Below are 21,476 nucleotides of genomic sequence, written 5' to 3' on the forward strand. Positions count from 1 at the left end.
ATCCCTGGCGAGGAGGCCCGTTCTCCCAGCCCCGCCCCCTACTCCGCCGCCCAGCCCGCCGCGTCCGGCGCCGGGGCGCTGCGCAGCACCGCCCGCCGTTCGGCGATGGCCCGGCGGGCCTGGTCGAGGCCGAGCGTGAAGGCGGCGACGCCCGCATTGTCGATGGCGCCCGTTCCCGCCCGCGCCAGGGCCGCGGCCAGGATCTCGTCGGCCTCGTGCTCCAGGGCCGCCAGGGCTTCCTCGTCCTCCACGTCCCGCGCCGCCCGCACGATCGCGAGGAGTTCGCGCAGGAGCTCCATGTCCCGGGCGCGCGAGCGGTCCGCCGCCCGCGACACCAGCGTCGCGCCCACCGAGCCGAGGATCGAGAGCGCCATCACGATGAGGTAGAACCAGTCGCCGTAGCGCTCGAAGAAGCTCTCCACCTCCCCGTCGTAATAGGCCTCGGCGCCCGGATGAAGGGGCAGCATCTGGCCCTTGGCGGTGTCCGGCGCCTCGATCTGGTTGGCGAGCGGCACTTCGCCGACCACCGCCGGCCGGGTCACGAAGAGGAGGCGCGCCAGTTCCGAGACGGTGGCATCCGCGAGCGTGGCCTGGGCGACGAGGCGGTGGGTGACGCCGAGCGTCGTGAAGGCGTCGGCGGGGCGGGGCGGCGTGCCCCCGAAGGTGCCGCGCCCGACCTCGACGGACTCGAAGGCCGACGAGCGCCGGGCCATCGCGGCCGCGTCCCCGACCGGGATGAAGGCCGGACGCAGGCCCGCCCGCACCATGCCCGTCACCGCCGCGTTCGTCGTCGGTCCGACGAGCGGCGCCACCAGGAAGGCGACGTCGATGCGGCCCTCGCGGAGGGCGGGCCCGACCTCCTCCGCGCGGTCGAGGAGCACCGGGGTGATGCTGCCCGGGGCGAGGTCGTGATGCTGGAGGATCGCGTCGAGGAGCTTGGCGTTGCCGGTCTGCTGACGCACCACCCCGACGCGCCGGTCCTTGAGACCCGCCACGTCCGCGGGACCGCCCTCCGTGGTGATCAGCAGCGCCGCGTCCCGGTGCAGGATCGCGACGGTCTGGGTCGTGGCCGGGATGCCGACGTCGGAGCGCACTACCGCGAGGTCGGCCTTGCCGCGCTCCGCGACCGCCGCGCTCTCGGCGACACCGCCGGTCGGGACGATGCGCAGCCGCACATCCTCGTGGCCGCGGGCGAGGGATTGGGCCAGGGCCGCAATCATCCGGGCATTCTCGCTGCCCGCGGGACCGACCGCGACGCGCAGCGTCGTGGCCTGCCCCATCCACTGGTAGGCCAGCAGGCCCGCCGCCAGCAGGGCGAGCAGCGCGGCGACCGCGATCGGGATGTGACGACGCATCATCACCGATCAAGGTGCGGCGCGGTCCCCCCTCTGACAAGCGGCAGGGTTGTGCGACATCGGATCGGCCGCCTGGATGGAACCCGGGCGCGCGGGGCCGTCAGATGGCTGGCGGGTTTGCATCGGACGCCTCCTTTCCCGGGTCGCATCCCGCTGTCGCTGCGGTCGTCCGGACAAGGGGAACGCGTGGCGTGAAGCAGGCCTTCCTCGCTTCATGCCTTCGGGATGAGGGCCTCAGGCGCGATCAGGCGTGCAGCGCGAGGTTCCGCTGCGTCCTCATAAGGCCGTGCGCGCGACCAAAGCGATCAGCGCCAGCAGGCCGGCGCCCAGGAGCGGCCCGAGCGAGGCCGCGATCAGGGCCGCCCGGTCGAAGGCCGGCGCGGCCGCGTAGCGCTGGTGCCCGGATGCCCGCGTCCCGAGGAGCGGCGGCGCGTCACCGCGCACCGCCGCTCCCGGCGTCCGACCCTGTCGCATGATGCCATCCCCGTCCGCGTGGGGCCGCCCGGCGGCCGCCGCGGATCCGCGTTTCTGATGCACCCATCAGACGCCGCGCCGATGAAGAGGGGGTGAATCCGATCCGTCGCATTCGAGACGTCGTAAATGCGGCCTTGCCGATCGTGCCGATTCGAGATCTGTGCGGCGATCGACGTCGATCAGGCGCGGCTTCGCGCCGCCCGTCTTCGTCCGGCCGGCGACAAAGTCTGTGCACGGCCTCCCGCACCGCAGCGGAAGACGGCGATGCGCAGGATCAGAGTCCCAGATAGGCCGCCGTGACGGCTGGATCGCGGGCGATGGCGGCGGCGGGTCCCTGGAGACGGATCCGGCCGGTCTCCAGCACATAGGCGTCGTCCGCGATGGCGAGCGCCGCGCCGGCATTCTGCTCGACGAGCAGGATCGTGCGCCCCTCCGCGCGGAGCGCCGCGATGATCGCGAAGATCTCCTCCACGATCAGGGGGGCGAGGCCCATTGAGGGCTCGTCGAGGAGGAGGAGCTTCGGGTCCGCCATCAGGGCGCGGCCCATGGCGAGCATCTGCTGCTCGCCCCCCGAGAGGTAGCCCGCCTGCTGGGTGAGGCGCTCGCCGAGACGCGGGAAGCGGGCCACCACCGCCTCCTGCCGCCGCGCCGCCTCCGCCCGGTCGACCCGGTAGCCGCCGAGCCGCAGGTTCTCGGCCACGGTCATGTTGGCGAAGACCTGGCGGCCCTCGGGCACCTGCACGATGCCCCGCCGCGCGATGCGGTAGGCGGGCTCGCCCGCGATGTCGGTCCCGTCCGCGCCCCAGCGGATCGCTCCGGCCCGCGGCTTGGTGAGGCCGGACAGGCCGCGCAGGATCGTGGTCTTGCCGGCTCCGTTCGAGCCGATCAGCGACACGATCCGCCCCTCGCCGACCGTGAGGTCGATCCCGTGGACGACATCCGCCCGCCCATAGCCGAGGCGCAGGCCCTGCACGCCGAGAAGCACGGTCACGGCGCGGTCTCCGCGGCCTTGGTGCCGAGATAGGCCTCGATCACCGCCGGATGGGCGCGGACCTCGGCCGGAGTGCCGTCGGCGATGCGGCGGCCGAAATTCAGCACGGTGAGGCGGTCGCACAGGCTCATGACGAGGGGCATGTCGTGCTCGACGAGGAGCAGGGTGAGGCCGAGCGCGTCGCGCAGGCGCCGCAGCAGGTCGAGGAGCGCGTGGGTCTCGGCCGGGTTCATGCCGGCGGCGGGCTCGTCGAGGAGGAGGAGGCGCGGCTCGCTGGCGAGCGCCCGGGCGATCTCCAGGCGCCGCTGGTCGCCATAGGCGAGGCTGCCGGCCCGGCGCTCGGCCGCCTCGGCGAGGCCCACGAAGGCCAGGAAGTCGCGGGCGCGGGCCTTGGCGGCGCGCTCCTCCGCCCGGAAGCCGGGGCTGCGCCACAGGATGCCGAGCCCGGCCGTCAGCCGTGCGTGCATGCCCGTCATCACGTTCTCCAGCACCGTCATCTCCGAGAAGATGCGGATGTTCTGGAAGGTGCGGGCGAGGCCGAGCGCCGTGCGCCGGTAGGGCGGCAGCCCGTCGAGCGGCGTGCCGCCGAGGCGGATGTGCCCGGAGGTGGGGGCGAGCACGCCCGAGAGCAGGTTGAACAGGGTGGTCTTGCCGGCCCCGTTCGGGCCGATCAGCCCGTGCACCGTCCCGGCCCGCACCGCGACGTCGACGGAATCGACCGCGACCAGGCCCTGGAAGCGCCGGGTCAGGCCCTCGGCGGCGAGGAGGGGATCGCTCATCGGGCCCCCGTCCGGGCGATACGCCAGGGCAGGATGCCCCGCGGCATGAACAGGACCGCCAGCACGATGATCAGCCCGTTCACCATCAGGCGGAAATCCGCGAGCGGGCGCAGCACCTCCGGCAGCAGGGTGAGGATCGCGGCGCCCAGCACCGGCGCCACCGGCGAGCCGATGCCCCCGAGGAGCGCGTAGCTGAGGATCGTCACCGCGGTCTCGAACCCGTACTCGTTCGGTCCGATGAAGGAGGAGACGTGGGCGGACAGGCAGCCCGCGAGGCCCGCCAGCGCCGAGGACACCACCAGAGCGGTCATGCGGTAGCGCGGCAGGTTCACGCCCATCACGCCGGCCGCGGCTTCGTCCTCGCGCATCGCCTCCATGGCCCGCCCGATCCGAGACCGGGCGACGAGGATCAGCGCCAGCAGCGTCACCGCCAGCGTGCCGTAGATCGCCCCGATGCCGCCCGTCTCGGGGATGTTCGAGAGGCCGAGCGCCCCGCCCGCGTAGTCCCAGTTCAGGAACACGATGCGGGTGATCTCCCCGAGCCCGATCGTCGCGATGGCGAGGTAGACGCCGGTGAGCCGCAGGGTCGGCCCCCCGACCACGAGCGCGATCAGGGCCGGGACCAGGGCGGCGCCGGCCATCGCCACCCCGAAGGGCGCGCCCGCCTTCACGGTGAGCAGCGCCCCCGTATAGGCGCCCACCCCCATGAAGGCGGCCTGGCCGAGCGAGAGCTGGCCCACCGCCAGCACCACGTAGATGGACAGGGCCAGGATGCCATTCACGCCCACGGCGTGGATCAGGCTCTGGTAGGTCCAGTAGAGATCGTCGAGGGCCTCCCACATGGCGGTCACGCGCGCTTGGCGGCCGCGCGGCCGAACAGGCCCATCGGCCGGAACCACAGGGTGGCGACGAGGAGCGCGAAGGCCGTGAGGTCCTTGAAGGTGGAGGAGAGATAGGCGGCGGTGAGCACCTCCGCGAATCCGAGCAGCAGCCCGGCGAGGAGCGCGCCGCGCAGGTCCCCGAGCCCGCCCACGATGATCACCGCGAAGCCGCGCAGCATCATGTTCTCGCCCATGAAGGGCTGGATGGCGTTGAAGTTGAGGCCCACGAGCACGCCCGCGGCGCCGCCGATCGCCCCCGACAGGAAGGAGACGATCCGCACCATCAGCCCGCCGTCGATGCCCATCAGGGCGGCGGCCTCGGGATTCTCGGCGACCGCCCGGATGGCGAGCCCGACCCGCGAGCCGCGCACCAGCGCCATCAGGCCGGCGACCAGGATTAGGGCGGCGGCGACGATCAGGAGCTGGGTCGCCCCCACGCGCACGCTGCCGAGGCTGTAGGCGCCGCCGTCGAACACGGTGGCGGGGAAGCGCCGGATCTCGGTGCCGAGCCACGCGGCCATGCCGGCATAGAGGAACAGCGTCGCGCCGAGCGTCACCATCAGGGAGGCGAGTTCCGGCGCCTTGGCGCGGCGCAGGCGGGTGAGGAGCAGCGTGTCGACGGCGACGGCGATGAGGCCCGCGATCAGCGCCCCGGCCGGGAGGGCGGCGGCGATGCCGAGGCCCAGCGCCTGGGTCGACCACAGGGCCGCGAAGGCGCCCACGGCGAAGTAGACCCCGTAGGTGAGATTGATCACGCCCATCACCCCGAACATCAGCGTGAAGCCGAGGGCGAAGAGCGCGTAGGTCGCCCCGAGGACGATACCGTTGAAGAGCTGCTGCTCAAGCATGGGGCGGGTGTTTCACGGTTGCGGGCGGCGGAGGGATGGCGCGGGATCCCCTCTCCCGCGTGGGCTAGCGGACTCACAGAACGCGAAAAATACAAACAGGGCAGATACTTAAGTCGACATACGAGGTTCCCGGGTGTGGCGCGGGGAACCCCTCTCTCGTGCGGGAGAGGGGCAGGGGTGAGGGTGCAGGTGGCTCAGGAAGTATTCTGACGTGTCCCGCTGCCAGCACGACCGTCTTCGCTTGATGACGGCACGGTCCGGGACCCTCACCCCTACCCCTCTCCCGCACGGGAGAGGGGATCCCGCGGGTCTCCTTGGTTCCGTTCAAGCGACTACGAAAGAAGGGCGTTTTCATGCCGATAGGCGAGGTGTGAACACGCTCGCCCCCTCGGGAGAGGGGGAACAGCGCCACGCCTCTCGCTGTCGCCCGAGCGAGGTCGCCTGACCCTCGCCCGCACGGCCGATGGCGTGCGGGCGCCGCGCGATCCGACCCCGCGTCACTCCAGGAGCTGGAACTTGCCGCCCTTCATGGTGAGCACCACCACGCCCGACGTATCGGCCGGATCGCGGCTCTCCGAGAAGGAGAAGGGTCCCATCACGCCCTCGTACTTCACCTTGATCAGCGCGTCCTTGATCTTCTCGGGCTCGGGGGCGCCGGCCGCGTCGAGGGCCTTGGCGACGATGAACAGCGTGTCGTAGGCCTGGGCCGAGAACTGGTCGGGGCTGTCGCCGCCGTACTTGGCGCGAAAGGCCTCGACGAAGGCCTGGTTCGCCGGGTCCTTCTTGCCCACGAACCAGGGGCTGCCGACGATGGTGCCGTCCGCCGCCGTGCCGGCGATGTCGCCGAGCTTGGGCGAGTTCAGGCCGTTGCCGCCGATGAAGAACACCTTCGGGTCGATGCCGAGCTGCCGGGCCTGCAGCGCGATGCCGGAGGCCGCCTCGACCAGCGCCGAGAGCACGATCGCGTCCGGGTTCAGGCCCTTGATCTTGGTGAGCTGCGCCGAGAAGTCGGTGTCCTTGGCGCCGAAGGTCTCGGTCGTCAGCGTCTCGATGCCGAGCTTCTCGAGGCCGGCCTTCATCACGTCGTAGGCCGACTTCGTGAAGGCGTCGTCATTGCCGTACATGACGGCGACGCGCTTGATGCCGAACTTCTCCTTGGCGGTCCGCAGCGTGACCGGGATCACGTCCGATTCCGGCAGGGAGGTGCGGAACACGTAGGGGCCGATCGCCGTGATGCCGTTTGCCGTCGTCGAGGTGCCGACGATCGGGACCTTGCGCTCGTTGGCCACCGGGCCCGCCGCGAACATCTCGTTCGACAGGGTGGGGCCGAGGATCAGCGGGACCTTGTCGCGGCCGATCAGCTTGCGGGCGGCGTTGAGCGCCTGCTCCTTGGCGCCGGCCGAATCCTCGTAGGCGATCGCGAGCGGCCGTCCGCCCAGCACGCCGCCCCGGCGGTTGATCTCCGCGAGGGCGAGGTCGAACCCGCGCTGGATGGCAATGCCGTAGCGGCTGTTGGGTCCGGTCAGGATCTCGATCGCCCCGACCTTGACGGGTGTCTTGTCCTGCGCGCCGGCACTCGTGACCGCGCCGGCCACCAGTGCCGCCGCCATCAACCCCTTCCACAGCGACCGCATCCGCACCTCCCATCGCAGCCCCGGCCCCGCCACCGCGAGTGGACGCCGGTCTTCTTGGCAATGGGCGTTGCCTTAGAGCAGGTGCGGGCGCCGGACAATCGCCGTCCGGCACCGAAGAGGCCCGATCCGCGCGGAAACGCGAAGCGGCCCGGCCCGGTGCCCGGTCAGAGCGCCCGGTCGAAGCGCAGCTCTCCGGCCTGCGACTTGATCACGAGCTGCGACCCGACGATGTCCCACTGCCCCGAGGTGCGGAAGGCGGTGAAGAACTGCGTCTCGGCCGACGCCACGGTCTTGTCGCAGGGCTTCTTCGTGATCGCGAGCGGGCCCACCGCGAGGTGCTGCTCCTTCAGCGGGAAGGCGGTCGCCGCGAAGGTGTTGCAGCCGCCGAAGCCGCGCGCACGGTACTGCTTGTCGATGATGAAGCTCGGCCGGTCGCCGCCCGAGAACGGCTTGCCGTTCAGGCTCACCGCGGTCCAGGTGGAGTCGAGCGGGAAGATCTTCTCCTGCGCCTTTGAGGGCGGGATGTACTGCTTCTGCTCCGCCTTGTCGCGGTTCTTCTGGCCGTATCCGAGCATCGCCTGCGCCGACGCCGGAGTGGCAAACGCCACGAGCGCGACGGCACCGGCCGCAGCCGCCATCCGCATCGCCATCATTGGTTGCCCCATCGAGGTGTTCTGTGGGCGCGGACTCTAGTGAGGCCAAGGTGCCCGTGCAACCCTTCCGGCCTCACCGCATTCGCGCGCGAGGCTGCTAAGACGATCTCGGCGGAAGACTGTTGCAGATTTGCAGCGAGCTTGGCTGTACGTTCGGCCCTCCTGACAAAGCTTGGCCTTATCGCAACAATCGCGGCGCCGGATCGTTAGCCCAGATCAGGAGCCCGGCGGCGGCGGGGCCCCGGGACGCGACGGAGAGGGGATCGACGTGGCCGGCGGGATCGACATCACCGGGGGACAGGTGCGGCAGGCGCGGGGCCTGCTCGGATGGTCCGAGACGGACCTCGCGCTGCGCGCGAACATCGATGCCGGGGTCATCCGCAACTTCGAATCGGGCACCTACCCGCCCTCGCGCGGCCAGCGCGACGCCCTGCGCAGCGCGCTCGTGGCAGCGGGGGTCGATTTCGGCGCCGCCGGCGAGCCCGGCGCCCGCCTGCGGGGCGAGGTGGCGAATGACGGCATCCACCCGCGCGAACTCACGACGGAGAACGACGGCGGCATCGCCTGAGCCTTCGGTCCAAGGTCACCCGCCGCGGGCCATGAGCTTGAGGTCGAAGCCGGGATCGGCCGCCTGCGCGGGCGTCGGGCTCGCTCCGGCCTGAATCAGCCGGCGGGCGACCATGTGGTCCGCCGGCCGGTTGAGCGACTCGACGCAGACCAGCCGGTCGCCCCGGTAGCGGAACACCGAGAAGGCGTCGCCGGCCGATCCGCGCCGGACCTCCGCGTCGTCCGGCCGGCTCAGGCCGGCGATCTGGAGCTTCAGGCTGCCCTGGTCGCTCCAGAACCAGGGCACGGCGGCGTGGGCGGAAGGCCGGCCGGTGAGCCGCGCCGCGACGCATCGCCCCCCGTCGACCGCGTTCTGCACGGATTCGATGCGCACCCGCGCGCCCTCCGCGTGCGGCGAGGGATGGGCCGCGCAATCCCCGATCGCCGAGATCGCCGGATCCTCCGTGGCGAGCATCGCGTCGACGTGGATGCCGTTCCCCGTCGGGAGGCCCGCCGCTTCCGCCAGTTCCTGGTTCGGCAACACCCCGATGCCGACGAGCACGAGGTCGGCCGCGACCGTCTCGCCGGCCGCGGTGACGAGGCCGCTCACCTGCTCCTCGCCGAGGAGGCGCGCCACGCCGGCCCCGAACAGGAAGCGCACGCCCTCGGCCGCCTGAGCGGCGACGACCGCCTCCGCCATCAGGGGCGACACCGCCCGGGCCAGCGCCCGGTCGAGGCCCTCGATCACCGTCACCGGGAGGCCGCGCGCGGCGCAGACGGCGGCGAATTCGAGCCCGATGAAGCCCGCCCCGACCACGGCGACCCGGGAGGCCCGCTCCACCGCCGCCTTCAGCACGTCGGCATCGGCGCGCGTGCGCAGCTGGAAGACGCCCGGCAGGTCCGCACCTGGCACGGGCAGGGGCCGGTTGCGCGCGCCCGTCGCCAGGACGAGGTGATCGTAGGCCAGGCGCTCGCCCGAGGCGAGCAGGACCCGCCGCTCCGCGCGCTCCACCGCGGCCACCCGCTCGCCCGACCGCACCGCGATGCCGTGCTCGGCGAAATAGGCGGACGGGCGCAGGTTCAGGCCCTCCGCGTCGGTCTTGCCCGCCAGGTAGGCCTTGGACAGGGGCGGGCGGCCGTAGGGCAGGCCGGGCTCGTCGCCGATGAGCGTCACCGGGCCGTGATAGCCGCCCTCGCGCAGGGAGGCGCCGAGCTGGAACGCGCCCTGGCCGGTGCCCACCACCACGATGCCGTTCATGTCGCCCTCCGAGAGCCGTCCCGCCGCGCCCTCACGGTGTAGTGGTGCGCGGAGCCGCGGTCGACACTCCGCCGGCCTGTCCCGCGCGGTCGCCCGGGACCCGGCCGGCCGACCTTCTTTATCATTGGTTATTGATATGCGTTAAGCCCGACTTTATTGGTCCGTTGGAACGTAAATATCCCGCTCACTCGTGCGGTGTTTCGAGGCAATACAATGAAAGACGATCCATCTGCGGCGGTCGTGCGTTCTCTGATCGATGCGATCGGCCGCAGCATCGCCATGGAGGAGCGGGTCGCGAACGAATATGCTCATCTCGCCCATCTGTTCGATCGGGAGACGGCGGAGGCGGCGTCGGATTTCCGGCTCCTGGCCCGCCGCTACCGCGCCCGCGCCCTGGAGAGCGCCGGGCATCTCGCGGCGCTGAACGATCGTTACGGCCACGCCCTGCAGACGCGGTGGCGCTCCGGTCAGGGGGAGGACCGGGAGACCTGACCGGCTCCCGCGCCGGACGACCCGGCGGGAGCCGGATCGAGGGTCGGATCGTCGGCGCTGTGGATCAGCCCAGGGGCATCTCCAGGATGAAGCGCGCGCCCGGATTGTTCGGCTCGGCGGAGAGGCGGCCGTCGAGCTGGCGGGTGAGGTTGTTGATGATCTTCATGCCGAGGCTGCGCTGGCGCGCGTGCACGTCGAAGCCCGGGGGCAGGCCGACGCCCTGGTCCGACACGTCGACCCGCAGCAGGTCCTCGCGCACCCGCACCGCGACGTGCACCGGGCCGGTGCCGCCCGGATAGGCGTATTTCACGGCGTTGGTGACGAGTTCGTTGACCATCAGCCCGATCGGGATGGCTTGGTCGGCGGCGATCACCTGCGGGTCCGCCTCGCAGTGGAGCGGGTGGCCGGGCGCCGCCTCCTGCAGCTTGCCGACGAGTTCGCGCACGAAGCCCGAGACCTCCACCGTCCCCACGTGGAGGCCGCGCCAGAGGTGGTCGTGGACCTGCGCCACGGTGGCGATGCGCGCGCCGGCATCCTCCAGGGCGTAGCGCACCTCGTCGGAATGGGCGTCGCGCGACTGGAGCCGCAGCAACCCCGCCACCACCCCGAGGCTGTTCTTGACCCGGTGGCTCATCTCGCGCGCGAGCAGCGCCTGGTGCTCCAGGGCGTCGCGCAGGCGGTGATCGGCGTGGTGGCGCTCGACGGCGAGCGCCACCAGGGCGGCGAGGCCCGTGAGGAAGTCCTGGTCGGTGCGGTCGAAGCCGTCGTCGTCGCAGGCGCAGACCTCCAGCACGCCGTAGGCGCGCCGCCCGTCCTCTCCGGCCGGGATCGGCACGCTCACGGCGTGACGGACCTGCCCGGTGTCGAAGGGAGCGGGCAGCCGGAAGCGCCCCGTCCCGGGCAGGCCGTTCGCCAGGATGCCGGTCCCGGTCCGGAACGCCTGGGCGGCCGGTGCGGCCTCGTCGGACGCCGGGCAGGCGGTGCCGACCCACGCCTGCGGCCAGCCGCAGGCGGCGCGGATCAGCAGATCGTGATCGTGCGGGCGGTACTCCAGGATATGCGCGAAGGGTGACGCCAGACCCGCCGCCGCCGCTTCCCCGGCGCGGTGCAGGAAGGCGTCGATATCGCGGCTCTGAAGCAGCGTCCGGGGGAGAGACCCGAGCAGAGCCTGCTGCCGGGGGCGGTAGGACGGATCCGCGCGCCCGTTCTCCGGCCTGTCCCGGTTCGACCACTCACCCGACATCGAGAGGAACCCGCCCGCATCGCCCCACTCGGGCGGGGCGCCCGGCGTTGAGTCTTACGCCATCCTCCCCGGAGGACAAGCTGCGGGCTGCCGGGCGTGCCAGTGCCGCAGAGCGTCGAGCGTCACCACGCCGTCCGGCCAGGGCGGACCCGCGAGCCGCCGGTGCGGCCGCCCCGGCTCGCCGAGGTCCGACACCACCGCGCCGGCCTCTCCCAGGTCGTCCGCCGGCAGGAACCGGCTCGGCGTCGCCACGACGGCGAGGCCCGCCGCCCGCGCAGCGCGCACGCCGTTGGTCGAATCCTCGAAAGCCACCGCCTCGCCGGGCGCGACGCCCAGGCGCGCGAGGGCAACGGCGTAGATGGCGGGCGAGGGCTTCTTCCGCGCCACCGCGTCGCCGGCTGCCACGGCGTCGAACGTGTCGCCGCCGAACAACGCGGCGACGAGGGCCGCGACGTTGTCCGCGTGGCTCGTCGTGGCGATGGCGAGGCGCAGCCCCCCCGCCCTGGCTTCCGCGACCAGGCGCCGGATGCCGGGTCGTGCCGGCAGCGGCTGCTCGGCCAGAAGGGCGAGGTAGGCCCGGGTCTTGGCCGCGTAGACCTCCGGCAGCTGCCCCGCGGCCCGCTTCGCGCCGCTTGGCCGGTAGGTCGCGAGGTAGTGCAGCAGCCGTTCCCGCCCGCCGGTGACCTGGAGGAGGTCGCCGTAGAGCGCCTCGTCCCAGGTGAAGGGCAGGTCGAACTGCGCGAAGGCGCGGTTGAACGCCTCCCGATGCATGGGCTCGGTCTCGGCCAGCGTGCCGTCGACGTCGAAGATCAGGGCCTTGAGCACCACGGGGTCTTCCGGTGACCCTGGCAAGATAGGGCGGTGGGCGCGTGGTGGGGAGCCGGCAAACGGGCGCTGCCTCCGGCCGGCCGGACCGGGATCAAGGTTTCCGGCCGAACGCTCTGAAGAACGTGTAGCAGAACGTGCCGCCGTCGTCGGCCGTCCGGAGGAGTGCCTGGATGCCGGCGGCGAAGCGTGCGTCGTCGATCAGGCCCGCCTGCGTCGCGGCCAGCCGGGTTCCGGCGACCATCGCGGTGAAGGTCTGCCGAACGAACGCGTCCGCGGCCTCCGGCCGGCTCGCATCGTGGTAGGCCGGGCGCGGGGCGACGCGGATCTCCGCGTACCCGGCTTCCCTCAGGAGTGGGTGCAGGCGCCGTCCGATCCGCGCGTCGCCGCCCCCGCTGCGCTGCAGGTCGATCAGGCAGCGGACAACGTCGCCCGCCGCCACGTCGTCCGGATGAAGGAGCGCGGAATCGTGATCGCCCTCCACCACGGTGATGGTGCCCCCCGGCTTCAGGACGCGGCGCAATTCTCTCAGAGCGCGGACCGGGTCGGCCAAGTGTTCGAGGACGAAGCAGACGAAGACGTGGTCGAAGGCTGCGTCCCGAAAGGGGAGGTCGCGCAGCAGGTCGGCGCGACGGAAGACGGGTTGTTTCAGACCGGCCGATGCCATGGCGGCGCTCGCCTGAGCGAGGGACGCCTCCGACCGGTCGATGCAGGTCAGACGGATGCCCGGGTGACGCTGGGACAGGATCACCGTCTGGGCGCCTACCCCGCAGCCCGCCTCCAGCACGGTACTGCCTTTGGGAAAGGTGATTCCCTCGTGGATCAGATCGTCGAGGACCCGCGCTTGGTCGAGGAGCCGCGTTCCTTCGCTGCTGTCGTAACCGTGTACGTAGTGCCGTTCCATGGATCTGCCCGTCGTTGCGACGCTGGCAGCTTCCCGTGCCCGGCCGCGGACGTCTTGAACGGGATTGCGCGGCCCCTCAGGTGACCGCTCTCCTGTAGCGGGCCGGGGTCACGCCGAGCTGGCGCACGAAGGCGCGAGTGAGGTGGCTCTGATCGGCGAACCCCGCCGCCGCGGCCGCCTCGGCGGGGCCGCACCCCGCCGCGAGGAGCTGGCGCGCGAGCCGCACGCGGCGCTGGATGAGGTAGGCGTGGGGCGTGGTGCCGACCTCGCGGGAAAAGCCGCGCAGGAGCTGGAAGCGGCTGACGCCCGCCAGGGCCGCAAGGTCGCCCAGGGTGACCGGTTCCGCGGGAGCCTCGTCGAGGCGGGCGACGGCGCGGGCGACCCGGGGCGATGCCGGCGTGACGGCGGCCGCGCGGGCGACGTAGCGGCCGAGGCTGGCGAGGAGGCCGACCAGCCGCTCCTCGGCGGCGATCGTGTCCGCTCCGCCCGCCGTGAGGCTTCGGAACAGCCCGGCGACCCTTCGCGCCAACGCGGCATCGGAAATCACCGGTCGGGCGATCTCGATGGTGTCCGGCATCTCGCCGGCCATCATCGACGCGACCACGCTGGGCTCGAGGTAGAGCATCGTCCAGCTCCGGCCGCGATCGTCCGCCGGCGCGCCGTCGTGCATCTCGCCCGGGTTGACCGTGATGACGTCCCCTCGTCCGGCCTCGACGGAGCCGACGCCGCTCCACGACCGGTGGCCGCCCGCCCGGATCACCCCGATCCCGAAATGGTCGTGCGCGTGACGCGGGAAATGGCGCTCGGAGGTGAGCGACACGGCCTCGACGCCCGGGAGGGCGGACCGGTAGGGGCGGGCCTGATGGGCGGGCGGGCGCTTCGTCATGGAGGTGGCCCCGCGGCTCGGACCGGCTCCCTCACAGCAGGCGCCGCCGTCGCTCCACGAGCTGCAGGATCATCGGCGTCAGGATCAGCTGCATCGCGAGGTCGAGCTTGCCGCCCGGGATCACCACGGAATTCGCCCGCGACATGAAGCTGCCGGCGATCATCGAGATCAGGTAGGGGAAGTCGATCCCCTTCGGGTCGCGGAAGCGGATCACCACCATGGATTCGTCGGCCGTCGGGATCCAGCGGGCGATGAACGGGTTCGAGGTGTCGACCGTCGGGATGCGCTGGAAGTTGATGTCCGTGTTGGTGAATTGCGGGCAGATCACGTTCACGTAGTCGGGCATCCGGCGCAGGATCACGTCGGTCACGGCCTCGGTGGAATAGCCCCGCGTGGCCCGGTCCCGGTGCAGCTTCTGGATCCATTCGAGGTTGATCACCGGCACCACGCCGATCTTGAGGTCGGCGTATTGCGCGATGTTGATGCGCTCGTTGTGCACGGCGCCGTGGAGGCCCTCGTAGAAGAGGAGGTCGGAATCCTCCTCGAACGCCTCCCAGGCCGAGAAGGTGCCGGGCGCGCCGCCCCAGCGCTCGGAATCGCTGCGGTCGTGGATGTAGTGGCGGCTGCGGCCGCGGCCGGTCTCGGCGTAGCTGCGAAACACGGCCTCCAGTTCGGGCAGGAGGTTCGCCCGCTCGCCGAAATGGCTGAGCGTCGGCTCCGCCGCCATCGCCTTGCGCATGGTGGCGCGGTCCATGGAGTGGAAGGCGTCGCCCTCGATATAGACCGCCGTGACGCTCTCGCGCCGGAAGATCTGCTCGAAGGTGTTGCGCACGGAGGTGGTGCCGGCGCCCGAGGAGCCGGTCACCGAGATGATCGGGTGGAGGGCGGACATGTGGCGCGGCCGGTCCCGTTCTGGCGTTCCCCGCCCCTTCAATGCCGCCTCGGCCGACAAAACGCGACCGCCCATAAGGCGAAGGGGGAATCAGGCCCGCAGCAGACCCCGCTGCCCGAAGAGCGGCGAGCGGGCGCCGGTGTGGCGGCGGCCGTCGTGGTACTTGCCGACGCAGGTCACCTCCTCGGTGGAGCCGAACACGAGGGGCGTGCGCTGCTGCAGGTCGAGGGCCGGCAGGTCGAGGATCGGCGCGCCGCTCCCGTCCGTGGCGGCCCCGCCCGCCGCCTCGATCAGCAGCGCCACGGGCGCCGCCTCGTGGACGAGCCGGGTCCGGCCGTTGGCGCGGCCGCGCCGGGCCTCGGCGGGGAGGAGATGGACGCCGCCCCGCGCCAGCACCCGGTGGGTCCCGGCGGCCAGGGAGGCGCACCAGGCCATGGCGAAGTCCTGGCCGCGCGGCCCCTCGCTGCCGCGCAGGCAATCGTCCACGAAGGCGCGGATCGGGGCCTCCCAGAACCGGGCCTGGGCCGCGTCGATGGCGTAGTGGGGGCTGGTCGGCGGGATCGTCACGGCCTCGCGCGCGAGCCGGAACGCCCCCGAGGCCGGGTCCAGGGTGAACACCCGCACCCGCGAAACCCCGCCGCCCACTCGCCAGGTCAGGGCGAGGTCGGTGCGGGGCCCGTAGGTGACGGCTCCGGCGGCGATCTGCGCGCGGCCGGGCTCGGCGAAGGCCGTATCCCCCGCCGGCCGCACGGCGAACAGCGTCCCGGCCGGCCGGTTGCCGGGCAGGTTGTCGAGCCCTTCCAGGGGCGTGAGGGCGACCGCCAGCGGGCCGGCCGGGTCGATCGCCTCGGGATGCTCGCACCTCGGCACCGCGAGGAGGCCGGTGGGCGTCCCGCGCAGGGCCGCCGCGAACCGCGCGGCGACATCGCGCTCCAGCGCCTCGGTGTCGGTCTCGTCGGCGACCTCGCGTAGCCGGGTGCCGGTCTCGGCCGCCGCCCCGGCGATCGCCGCCAGCACCGCCGAGATCGGCCGATCCCCGCCCGCCACCTCGCGCGCGAGGCAGGCGTCGAGACCAGACCCGAGCCCCATCGTCGTCCCTTCCGTGCACGGGCGACCCGTCGCGCATCCGGGCTCGGCCCGGTGGCCCGGCGCGGGGCTGCAGTCCCCGGCACCGAGAGGTCACGTGTCGGTCAACTATGCGCCGCCCCCTCCCAATGGGCAAATCTGGAAATCTTGCCAGGGCGTTCAGAAAAACTGAGCATGGGACGACGTGGCAGGACGCGATGCGGAACCTCTCCCTCAAGCAGCTCCAGGCCGTCGCGGCGATCGCGCGGCTCGGGACGATGACCCGGGCGGCGCAGGAACTGAACGTCACGCCGGCGGCGCTCACGGCGCGGATCAAGGCCCTGGAAGACGAGGCGGGACTGCTGCTGTTCGACCGCACCAGCGCCGGGCTCAAGCCCACGGATGCGGGCCGCGAGATGCTGTGGGCGATCGACAGCATCAGCACGGTGCTGGAGACCTGCACGGAGCGCCTGAAGGCGCTGCGCGGCGGCAGCGGCGGGCGGGTGTCGGTGGGTGTGGTCTCCACGGCGAAGTACTTCGCGCCGCAGATCATCGGCGGGTTCGTGCACCAGCACCCGGCGATCGAGATCGACCTCGTGGTCGGCAATCGCGGGGCGACGCTCGAATCCCTGCGCGACTACAAGATCGACCTCGCGATCATGGGCCGGCCGCCGCGGGATTTTCCGATCTCGGCGCAATCCTTCGGCGCGCATCCGCTCGTGGTGATCGCGGCACCCGGCCACCGCTTCGCCGGGCGGGTGGGGATCAGCCGCGCGGAACTGGCCGAGGAGCCGTTCCTGGTGCGGGAATACGGGTCGGGGACCCGGACGGTGTTCGAGGAGTTCATGGCCGGCCTGATGATCAAGCGGGCCCGGCTCGGGATCGACAGCGGCTCGAACGAGACGATCAAGCAGACGGTGATGGCGGGGTTCGGCATCGCGCTGATCTCGGGCCACACGGTGGCGGCCGAGGTGGCGAGCCGCCGCCTCGTGCTGCTCGACGTGGAGGGGCTGCCGATCCGGCGCGAGTGGTTCGTGGTGCGCCGCGCCGACAAGGTGCTGAGCCCGGCCGCGCGGGGATTGTGGGACTACGTGGTGCGCGACGGCGCCGCTTGGCTGCCGACCCTGCCCCTCCGGCCCCCGGGCGCGCCGGCGGGGGCGACCGTGGCGGCGTGAGATCGGGCCTGCTCGTGGTGCGCGAGAGAACCCTCCCCCCTCTGCGGGGGAGGGTGGCCTGCGAAGAAGGCCGGGAGAGGGGCCGGCGCGACGACTATCTAAAAGTGGCGCTCGTCACCACGGTCCAGATCTATCCTAAACCGTGGTTCCCCTCTCCCGCCCCGCTCCGCGGGGCACCCTCCCCCGCAGAGGGGGGAGGGTCGAGCGCAAGGTCGAGCACACCCAGCAGCGGTCCGCCCACCCGGAACACCTCCCGGTCCCCCTCCGCCGCGAGCCGGGCATCGAGCCCCGCGCGCCCGCCGAACTGGAAGCCGAGCTGGCTCGCATAGGCCGCGCAGGCCGCGCGCTTGGCCGCCGCATCCTCCGCCGAGAGCCGCACCACCGCCTCCGGCAACCCGCCGACCATCGCCCGAAACGGCTCCTTCGGGTCGGGATGGCGCACCGTGTAGGGGAAGTCCCGCCACCACAGGATCGGCCCGCCGGGCGCGATCTCGCGCAGGGCCTGCACCACCTGGACGTGGTCGACGTGGCCCCCCACCGCCTGCGGCGCGAGCAGAAGGTCGGGACGGAACTCGGCCAGCAGCACCCGCAGGTGACCGCCCAGGGCGGAGCGCACGTCGTCGCCGGCCAGGAGATCCGCGAACAGGGCGGGGGCCGAGCCGTAGCCGCGATGCGGCGCCTCCGGCAGCGCCACGTGGCGCGGTTCCGCCCGCAGGGAAGCGCAGGCCGCCGCGTCCTCCTCGCGCCGCAGGGCCATGTAATCCACCTCCGGACCGAGTCCCTTGTCGAGCTGGCAGGCGAGCGCGAAACCCCGCGGCTCCGGCACGCTCGCGGTGAACAGGGTGGCGACGACGACGCGCCAGCCGCCGCGGGCGAGCTGCGCCAGCGTCCCGCCGCAGGAGAAGGCCGCGTCGTCGAGATGCGGCGAGAGGGCGAGCGCGACCGGCATCAGAGCAGATGCGGCTCGGCGCGGAAGCGGCAGGAGGGATCGTGCGGCAGCGCCGGATCGACCGGGTTGGGCATCCGGCCGCGCAGCGACGCGTAGACCTCCATGATCTGCCGGCCGACCGCCGCCCAGGAATAGACCCGGCGGCATTCCTCCAGCGCCGCGGCGGCGAGGCGGGCGCGGAGATCCCGCTCGACGATCACCCGGTGAAGCGCCTCCGCCAGGGCCGGGACGTCGCCGGGCTGCACCAGGAGGCCGTTCTCGCCGTCGCGCAGGCAGTCGGAGACACCGACCGCGTGGGTGGAGACCACCGCGAGCCCGGCCGCCATCGCCTCCAGGATGGTGTTCGAGAACCCCTCCGCGTAGGTCGGCGAGACGAAGACGTCGCCCTGGCCGTAGAGGGCCGGCACCGCGTCGTAATCGGCGTAGCCGGTGAAGCGGACTTGGTCCTCGGAGAAGCCGAGTTCCGCCGCGAGCGCCCGCGCCGGATCGACGTCGGGGCCGATGCCCGAAATCGTGGCCGCGAAGGGCGTGCCGCGCAGGCGCAGGAGGCTCAGCGCGTCGAGGACGTCGAGCACGCCTTTCCGGCGGTCGACGCGGCCGTGATAGAACAGGCGCACCGGGTCGGCGGCGTCGCCCGGGGTCCAGCCCGCGGGCGGGCGGAAGCGCTCGGTATCGACCGCGCCCGGCACGATGGTGAAGCGCGCCGGATCCGCGCCGAGGCGATCGCAGACCTCCCGCACGAAGGATTGCCCGCCGATCAGCAGGGCGTTGGCGTGGGCGAGAACCCGCACCATGGCGAGGCGATGCGTTTCGCAGCAGGAGCCGACCCAGTGGCCGTCGCCGCCCTGGATCGAGACCACGTTCGGGACGCCGAGATCCTGCGACGCGAGCAGCGTCGCCCAGCCGGTCGGGTAGCCGTACTGCGCGTGCAGGATGTCGAAGGGCTGCCGACGATGCTCGGCGGCGATCGCCGCCACGATCGCGTCGATGTCGCGCTCGAAGTCGCCGCCCTCCTGCTCCCCGGTCTGTTCCAGGCCGATCACCCGCACGCCCGCGACCGGCGGCGGCGGGCCGCCGCCATAGACCCCCGTGCCGAAGGCGTCGCCGCGGTACTGGCTCACCATCGTGACGTCGTGGCCCGCTCGGACGAGTTCGCGCAGCAGGTTCTGCGCGTAGACGCTCATGCCGGAAATGGCCGGGAAGTAGCGGCGGCTGACGAAGCAGATCCTCACGCCCGGCCCTCCCGGCAGGTCTTCAGGAAGGCGAGCGCGTCGGGGATCATCCGGTCCGCCCGGTGGCTCTCCCGGGACAGTTCCACGCAGACGAGCCTGCGGAAGCCCACCGCCTCCAGGGCGTCGAGCACGCCGGGCACGTCCATGTCGCCCTCGCCGAAGGGCAGGTGGACGTGGATGCCCTTCGCCATATCCTCGATCGCCACGGTGCCGAGGCGGCCGGCGAACTCCCGCACGGCGGCGGCCGGGTCGCGCTCGCCGGTGACGAGGCAGTGGCCGGTGTCGAGGGCGAGCGACAGGCCCTCGATCCGCAAGACCGCGTAGTCGTCCAGGGTCTCGACCAGCATCCCGGGTTCGGGTTCGAGGGCCGGGACGACGCCGCGCTCGCGCGCATAGGCGACCACCTCCTCCAGCCCGGCCCGCAGCCAGTCCCGCGCCCGCTCCGGATCGACGCCGGGTTTCGGCACTCCCGCCCAGAAGGAGACCGCCTCGGAGCCGAGGATCTGGGCGATGTCGACGGCCCGCTGCAGGAAGGCCACGCGCCGTGCCCGGCCCGCCGGGTCGGCCGTCACCAGGGTCGGCTCGTGCTTGGCGCGCGGATCGAGGAGGAAGCGCGCCCCGGTCTCGATCACCGAGCCGAGCCCGAGCCCGTAGAGGCGCCCGCGCACGCGCTCGGCCTCGTGCCCCCAGTTCTCCGCGAAGGGATCGAGGTGGTGAATGTCGAGGGTGAGCGCGACGCCGTCGTAGCCGGCCTCGGCGATCAGCGTGAGGGCGTCGTCGAGGCGGTGGTTGGCCGCGCCGTTGGTGTTGTAGGCGAAGCGCAGGCTCACGCGGCCCTCCCGCGATGCTCCAGCCGGAACGGCGCGTGATGCGATTCCGGCTCCCGGTAGAGGGGATAGAGAGGGCCGACGATCCGGTCGGCCAGGGCGGTGTCGAAGAGCGGCTGGCCGCCGAAGCGCTCGAGGGCCTCGGGCGTCAGGCGCACGGGACGCAGGGTCTCGCTCTCCTGCCCGAACCGGATCAGCGGGTGGTCGCGCGCGATGAGCTTTGCGGTGTTGCGCTCGCCGATCCGGTAGTAGCTCATGGTCTCGACCTCGAGCCCCGGCACGATCGCCTTGACGATTCCGACGCCGCCGCCCGGCGGCGAGGCGTCGAGGTAGAGGACGTCGAAACCCGCCGCCTCCAGGCGCTCGCGCGCGAGGCGGCCGCGGGCCTGCCCGTCGGGCGCGGGCGTCGAGGGCAGCTCCGCGAAGGGCTTGGTGCTCCGCTCCGAGAAGACGCTGTCGGCCAGGAAGCCGCGCAGGGTCTCGGCCGGCTTGTCGATCCAGTGCAGCATCGCGGAGAGCGCCCGGCCCTCCTCCTTGTCGAGGCTCGGCAGGGCGGTCTCGATGAAGGCGTCGACGTAGCCGGGCGGGGTGATGCGCCGGGCGAGGTCGAGCGGCCCGTGTCCGAAGGCCTTGCGCACCCGCGCGGCCTGGAATTCGAGGAGCGCCTTGCGCAAAGCCCGCTCGCGGTCGGGATCGCAGGCCTCGCCGCAGGCCGAGAGCGCGATCGGCGCCGGCGCGCGGGCCGGGTCGCGGTCGTAGCCGACGCAGTAGAGGTTGGCGAAGCCGAACTGGTCGGTGGCGAATTTCGGCATTGCCCGGATGCCCTGCGCCTCCAGCCGGTCGAGCATGGCGCGGGTCTCCGGCCCGATCCCGTCGAGGTTGAGCATCACGCCCTGGTCGAGGGCGCGGAACAGCAGGCCGTTGCCGTCCCGCTGCAGGCATTCGAGCAGGCCGTGCCCGAGGGCGAAGTCCAGGTCGGGCCCGGCGCCGAGCCCGTTGGTGATCAGGTTCGTGAAGGGGACGTAGTCGTCGGAGAGTTCGAAATAGTCCGTCGCCGCGATGTCGAGGGGCATCAGCACCGGCTCGCCGGTGCGGGCGCGCACGACCTGCGTCCATTCCAGCACCGTGTCGCGGTCGACGGGGCTGCCCGCCGGGAGGCCGAGGGTGAGCGGGTCGGCGACGGAGCCCTCGCCGAACACCCGCACGAGGTCATGGTAGCTGCCGCGCTCCTTCTTGCGGGGAATGAGCGCGACGCTCGGCATCAGGTTCTCGGCGATCTCCGCGATGGAGCCGATGATCGCCTCGTCGTCGGTGGCGCCGTAGCCGATGCCGCTCGGCATCGCGCCGACGAAGGTGGGGTCGTCGAGAAAGAGCGACACGAACCAGGTCGGCACCCCGGTGCGGTCGAGGGGCGCGAGGGGAAAGCCGACGATGCGGCCCTCCGGCAGCACGTCGAGATAGGCGCGCGCCGCGTCCGGCAGATCGGCGGGCAGGCCCTCGATGACGCGTCGGCCCCCGAAGCGGTACGGGCGCGGGCGGCGCGGGCGGATCGTGTCGCTCGTCACGT

The 21,476-nt window shown here is 72.4% G+C and carries 22 protein-coding genes; 3 read left to right on the top strand and 19 right to left on the bottom strand.

From position 1 onward, the window contains the following. Positions 1-38 precede the first annotated feature (38 nt). The 8 genes from ACW9J6_RS32070 to ACW9J6_RS32105 form a co-directional block, all read right to left on the bottom strand. On the bottom strand, positions 39-1,358 hold the full coding sequence (locus tag ACW9J6_RS32070; protein WP_457120378.1) for a TAXI family TRAP transporter solute-binding subunit: 1,320 nt from the start codon (positions 1,356-1,358) through the stop codon (positions 39-41). Between the two features lie 273 nt (positions 1,359-1,631). Then, complete coding sequence (locus ACW9J6_RS32075; protein ID WP_457120379.1) at positions 1,632-1,829, bottom strand: hypothetical protein; 198 nt, start codon at positions 1,827-1,829, stop codon at positions 1,632-1,634. Between the two features lie 274 nt (positions 1,830-2,103). Next, positions 2,104-2,820 carry an ABC transporter ATP-binding protein gene (locus ACW9J6_RS32080; protein WP_457120380.1) on the bottom strand — a complete coding sequence of 239 codons (717 nt, stop codon included), beginning with the start codon at positions 2,818-2,820 and terminating at the stop codon, positions 2,104-2,106. Further along, positions 2,817-3,599 (bottom strand): ABC transporter ATP-binding protein, encoded by a 783-nt coding sequence (locus tag ACW9J6_RS32085; RefSeq protein ID WP_457120381.1) that lies wholly within the window; start codon positions 3,597-3,599, stop codon positions 2,817-2,819. The genes ACW9J6_RS32080 and ACW9J6_RS32085 overlap by 4 nt, the downstream gene beginning before the upstream one ends. After that, positions 3,596-4,441: a branched-chain amino acid ABC transporter permease gene (locus tag ACW9J6_RS32090; protein WP_457120406.1), complete on the bottom strand. Its 846-nt coding sequence runs from the start codon at positions 4,439-4,441 to the stop codon at positions 3,596-3,598. The genes ACW9J6_RS32085 and ACW9J6_RS32090 overlap by 4 nt, the downstream gene beginning before the upstream one ends. Before the next feature lie 5 nt (positions 4,442-4,446). Further along, entirely contained in the window at positions 4,447-5,328 is an 882-nt protein-coding gene (locus ACW9J6_RS32095) for a branched-chain amino acid ABC transporter permease (protein ID WP_457120382.1), read from the bottom strand. Positions 5,329-5,825: 497 nt separating this feature from the next. Further along, a complete protein-coding gene (locus ACW9J6_RS32100; RefSeq protein WP_457120383.1) occupies positions 5,826-6,962 on the bottom strand; it encodes an ABC transporter substrate-binding protein in 1,137 nt (378 codons plus the stop codon). A 164-nt stretch (positions 6,963-7,126) separates the two neighbouring features. Next, complete coding sequence (locus ACW9J6_RS32105; protein WP_457120384.1) at positions 7,127-7,600, bottom strand: META domain-containing protein; 474 nt, start codon at positions 7,598-7,600, stop codon at positions 7,127-7,129. 283 nt (positions 7,601-7,883) lie between these two features. Between ACW9J6_RS32105 and ACW9J6_RS32110 the strand changes: the two genes are divergently transcribed. Then, positions 7,884-8,183 (top strand): helix-turn-helix domain-containing protein, encoded by a 300-nt coding sequence (locus ACW9J6_RS32110; RefSeq protein WP_457120385.1) that lies wholly within the window; start codon positions 7,884-7,886, stop codon positions 8,181-8,183. A gap of 15 nt (positions 8,184-8,198) precedes the next feature. On the opposite strand, the gene ACW9J6_RS32115 is transcribed toward ACW9J6_RS32110, so the two are convergent. Continuing rightward, entirely contained in the window at positions 8,199-9,419 is a 1,221-nt protein-coding gene (locus tag ACW9J6_RS32115) for an NAD(P)/FAD-dependent oxidoreductase (protein WP_457120386.1), read from the bottom strand. Between the two features lie 240 nt (positions 9,420-9,659). Between ACW9J6_RS32115 and ACW9J6_RS32120 the strand changes: the two genes are divergently transcribed. Next, on the top strand, positions 9,660-9,911 hold the full coding sequence (locus tag ACW9J6_RS32120; RefSeq protein ID WP_457120387.1) for a hypothetical protein: 252 nt from the start codon (positions 9,660-9,662) through the stop codon (positions 9,909-9,911). Between the two features lie 64 nt (positions 9,912-9,975). On the opposite strand, the gene ACW9J6_RS32125 is transcribed toward ACW9J6_RS32120, so the two are convergent. From ACW9J6_RS32125 to ACW9J6_RS32150, 6 genes are all read right to left on the bottom strand, one after another. Further along, the gene (locus ACW9J6_RS32125; RefSeq protein ID WP_457120388.1) at positions 9,976-11,154 is read right to left on the bottom strand and encodes a sensor histidine kinase; all 1,179 of its coding nucleotides are present in this window, start codon (positions 11,152-11,154) and stop codon (positions 9,976-9,978) included. 54 nt (positions 11,155-11,208) lie between these two features. Further along, positions 11,209-11,979, bottom strand: a complete 771-nt coding sequence (locus tag ACW9J6_RS32130) for an HAD-IA family hydrolase (RefSeq protein WP_457120407.1) — start codon at positions 11,977-11,979, stop codon at positions 11,209-11,211. A 94-nt stretch (positions 11,980-12,073) separates the two neighbouring features. Continuing rightward, complete coding sequence (locus ACW9J6_RS32135) at positions 12,074-12,883, bottom strand: methyltransferase domain-containing protein (RefSeq protein ID WP_457120389.1); 810 nt, start codon at positions 12,881-12,883, stop codon at positions 12,074-12,076. Positions 12,884-12,959: 76 nt separating this feature from the next. After that, complete coding sequence (locus tag ACW9J6_RS32140; protein WP_457120390.1) at positions 12,960-13,769, bottom strand: helix-turn-helix domain-containing protein; 810 nt, start codon at positions 13,767-13,769, stop codon at positions 12,960-12,962. A gap of 31 nt (positions 13,770-13,800) precedes the next feature. Then, on the bottom strand, positions 13,801-14,661 hold the full coding sequence (locus ACW9J6_RS32145; protein WP_457120391.1) for a phosphoribulokinase: 861 nt from the start codon (positions 14,659-14,661) through the stop codon (positions 13,801-13,803). 90 nt (positions 14,662-14,751) lie between these two features. Next, complete coding sequence (locus ACW9J6_RS32150) at positions 14,752-15,750, bottom strand: fructose-bisphosphatase (protein ID WP_457120392.1); 999 nt, start codon at positions 15,748-15,750, stop codon at positions 14,752-14,754. Between the two features lie 194 nt (positions 15,751-15,944). Here ACW9J6_RS32150 and ACW9J6_RS32155 point away from each other — a divergent pair, with 194 nt between their 5' ends. After that, on the top strand, positions 15,945-16,901 hold the full coding sequence (locus tag ACW9J6_RS32155) for a LysR family transcriptional regulator (protein WP_457120393.1): 957 nt from the start codon (positions 15,945-15,947) through the stop codon (positions 16,899-16,901). Positions 16,902-17,031: 130 nt separating this feature from the next. Here the strand turns inward: ACW9J6_RS32155 and ACW9J6_RS32160 are convergent, their stop codons facing one another. Genes ACW9J6_RS32160 through ACW9J6_RS32175 form a run of 4 tightly spaced genes read right to left on the bottom strand, consistent with a single transcriptional unit; the run spans position 17,032 to position 21,474 of the window. Next, positions 17,032-17,850 carry a PIG-L deacetylase family protein gene (locus ACW9J6_RS32160; protein WP_457120394.1) on the bottom strand — a complete coding sequence of 273 codons (819 nt, stop codon included), beginning with the start codon at positions 17,848-17,850 and terminating at the stop codon, positions 17,032-17,034. Beyond that, positions 17,850-19,082, bottom strand: coding sequence for a glycosyltransferase family 4 protein (locus ACW9J6_RS32165; RefSeq protein ID WP_457120395.1), 1,233 nt, complete (start codon positions 19,080-19,082; stop codon positions 17,850-17,852). The genes ACW9J6_RS32160 and ACW9J6_RS32165 overlap by 1 nt, the downstream gene beginning before the upstream one ends. Next, entirely contained in the window at positions 19,079-19,912 is an 834-nt protein-coding gene (locus ACW9J6_RS32170; RefSeq protein WP_457120396.1) for a sugar phosphate isomerase/epimerase family protein, read from the bottom strand. The genes ACW9J6_RS32165 and ACW9J6_RS32170 overlap by 4 nt, the downstream gene beginning before the upstream one ends. Continuing rightward, positions 19,909-21,474: a YcaO-like family protein gene (locus ACW9J6_RS32175; RefSeq protein WP_457120397.1), complete on the bottom strand. Its 1,566-nt coding sequence runs from the start codon at positions 21,472-21,474 to the stop codon at positions 19,909-19,911. The genes ACW9J6_RS32170 and ACW9J6_RS32175 overlap by 4 nt, the downstream gene beginning before the upstream one ends. Positions 21,475-21,476: the final 2 nt, after the last annotated feature.

This window comes from Methylobacterium sp. JK268, from assembly GCF_054052225.1.

Excerpts from the sequence above, each read along its gene's own strand:
- ACW9J6_RS32090 (WP_457120406.1), bottom strand. The coding sequence starts at position 4,441 with ATGTGGGAGGCCCTCGACGATCTCTACTGGACCTACCAGAGCCTGATC.
- ACW9J6_RS32155 (WP_457120393.1), top strand. The coding sequence starts at position 15,945 with ATGCGGAACCTCTCCCTCAAGCAGCTCCAGGCCGTCGCGGCGATCGCG.
- ACW9J6_RS32105 (WP_457120384.1), bottom strand. The coding sequence starts at position 7,600 with ATGGCGGCTGCGGCCGGTGCCGTCGCGCTCGTGGCGTTTGCCACTCCG.
- ACW9J6_RS32125 (WP_457120388.1), bottom strand. The coding sequence starts at position 11,154 with ATGTCGGGTGAGTGGTCGAACCGGGACAGGCCGGAGAACGGGCGCGCG.
- ACW9J6_RS32135 (WP_457120389.1), bottom strand. The coding sequence starts at position 12,883 with ATGGAACGGCACTACGTACACGGTTACGACAGCAGCGAAGGAACGCGG.
- ACW9J6_RS32070 (WP_457120378.1), bottom strand. The coding sequence starts at position 1,358 with ATGATGCGTCGTCACATCCCGATCGCGGTCGCCGCGCTGCTCGCCCTG.
- ACW9J6_RS32095 (WP_457120382.1), bottom strand. The coding sequence starts at position 5,328 with ATGCTTGAGCAGCAGCTCTTCAACGGTATCGTCCTCGGGGCGACCTAC.
- ACW9J6_RS32115 (WP_457120386.1), bottom strand. The coding sequence starts at position 9,419 with ATGAACGGCATCGTGGTGGTGGGCACCGGCCAGGGCGCGTTCCAGCTC.
- ACW9J6_RS32075 (WP_457120379.1), bottom strand. The coding sequence starts at position 1,829 with ATGCGACAGGGTCGGACGCCGGGAGCGGCGGTGCGCGGTGACGCGCCG.
- ACW9J6_RS32140 (WP_457120390.1), bottom strand. The coding sequence starts at position 13,769 with ATGACGAAGCGCCCGCCCGCCCATCAGGCCCGCCCCTACCGGTCCGCC.
- ACW9J6_RS32160 (WP_457120394.1), bottom strand. The coding sequence starts at position 17,850 with ATGCCGGTCGCGCTCGCCCTCTCGCCGCATCTCGACGACGCGGCCTTC.
- ACW9J6_RS32150 (WP_457120392.1), bottom strand. The coding sequence starts at position 15,750 with ATGGGGCTCGGGTCTGGTCTCGACGCCTGCCTCGCGCGCGAGGTGGCG.
- ACW9J6_RS32100 (WP_457120383.1), bottom strand. The coding sequence starts at position 6,962 with ATGCGGTCGCTGTGGAAGGGGTTGATGGCGGCGGCACTGGTGGCCGGC.
- ACW9J6_RS32145 (WP_457120391.1), bottom strand. The coding sequence starts at position 14,661 with ATGTCCGCCCTCCACCCGATCATCTCGGTGACCGGCTCCTCGGGCGCC.
- ACW9J6_RS32085 (WP_457120381.1), bottom strand. The coding sequence starts at position 3,599 with ATGAGCGATCCCCTCCTCGCCGCCGAGGGCCTGACCCGGCGCTTCCAG.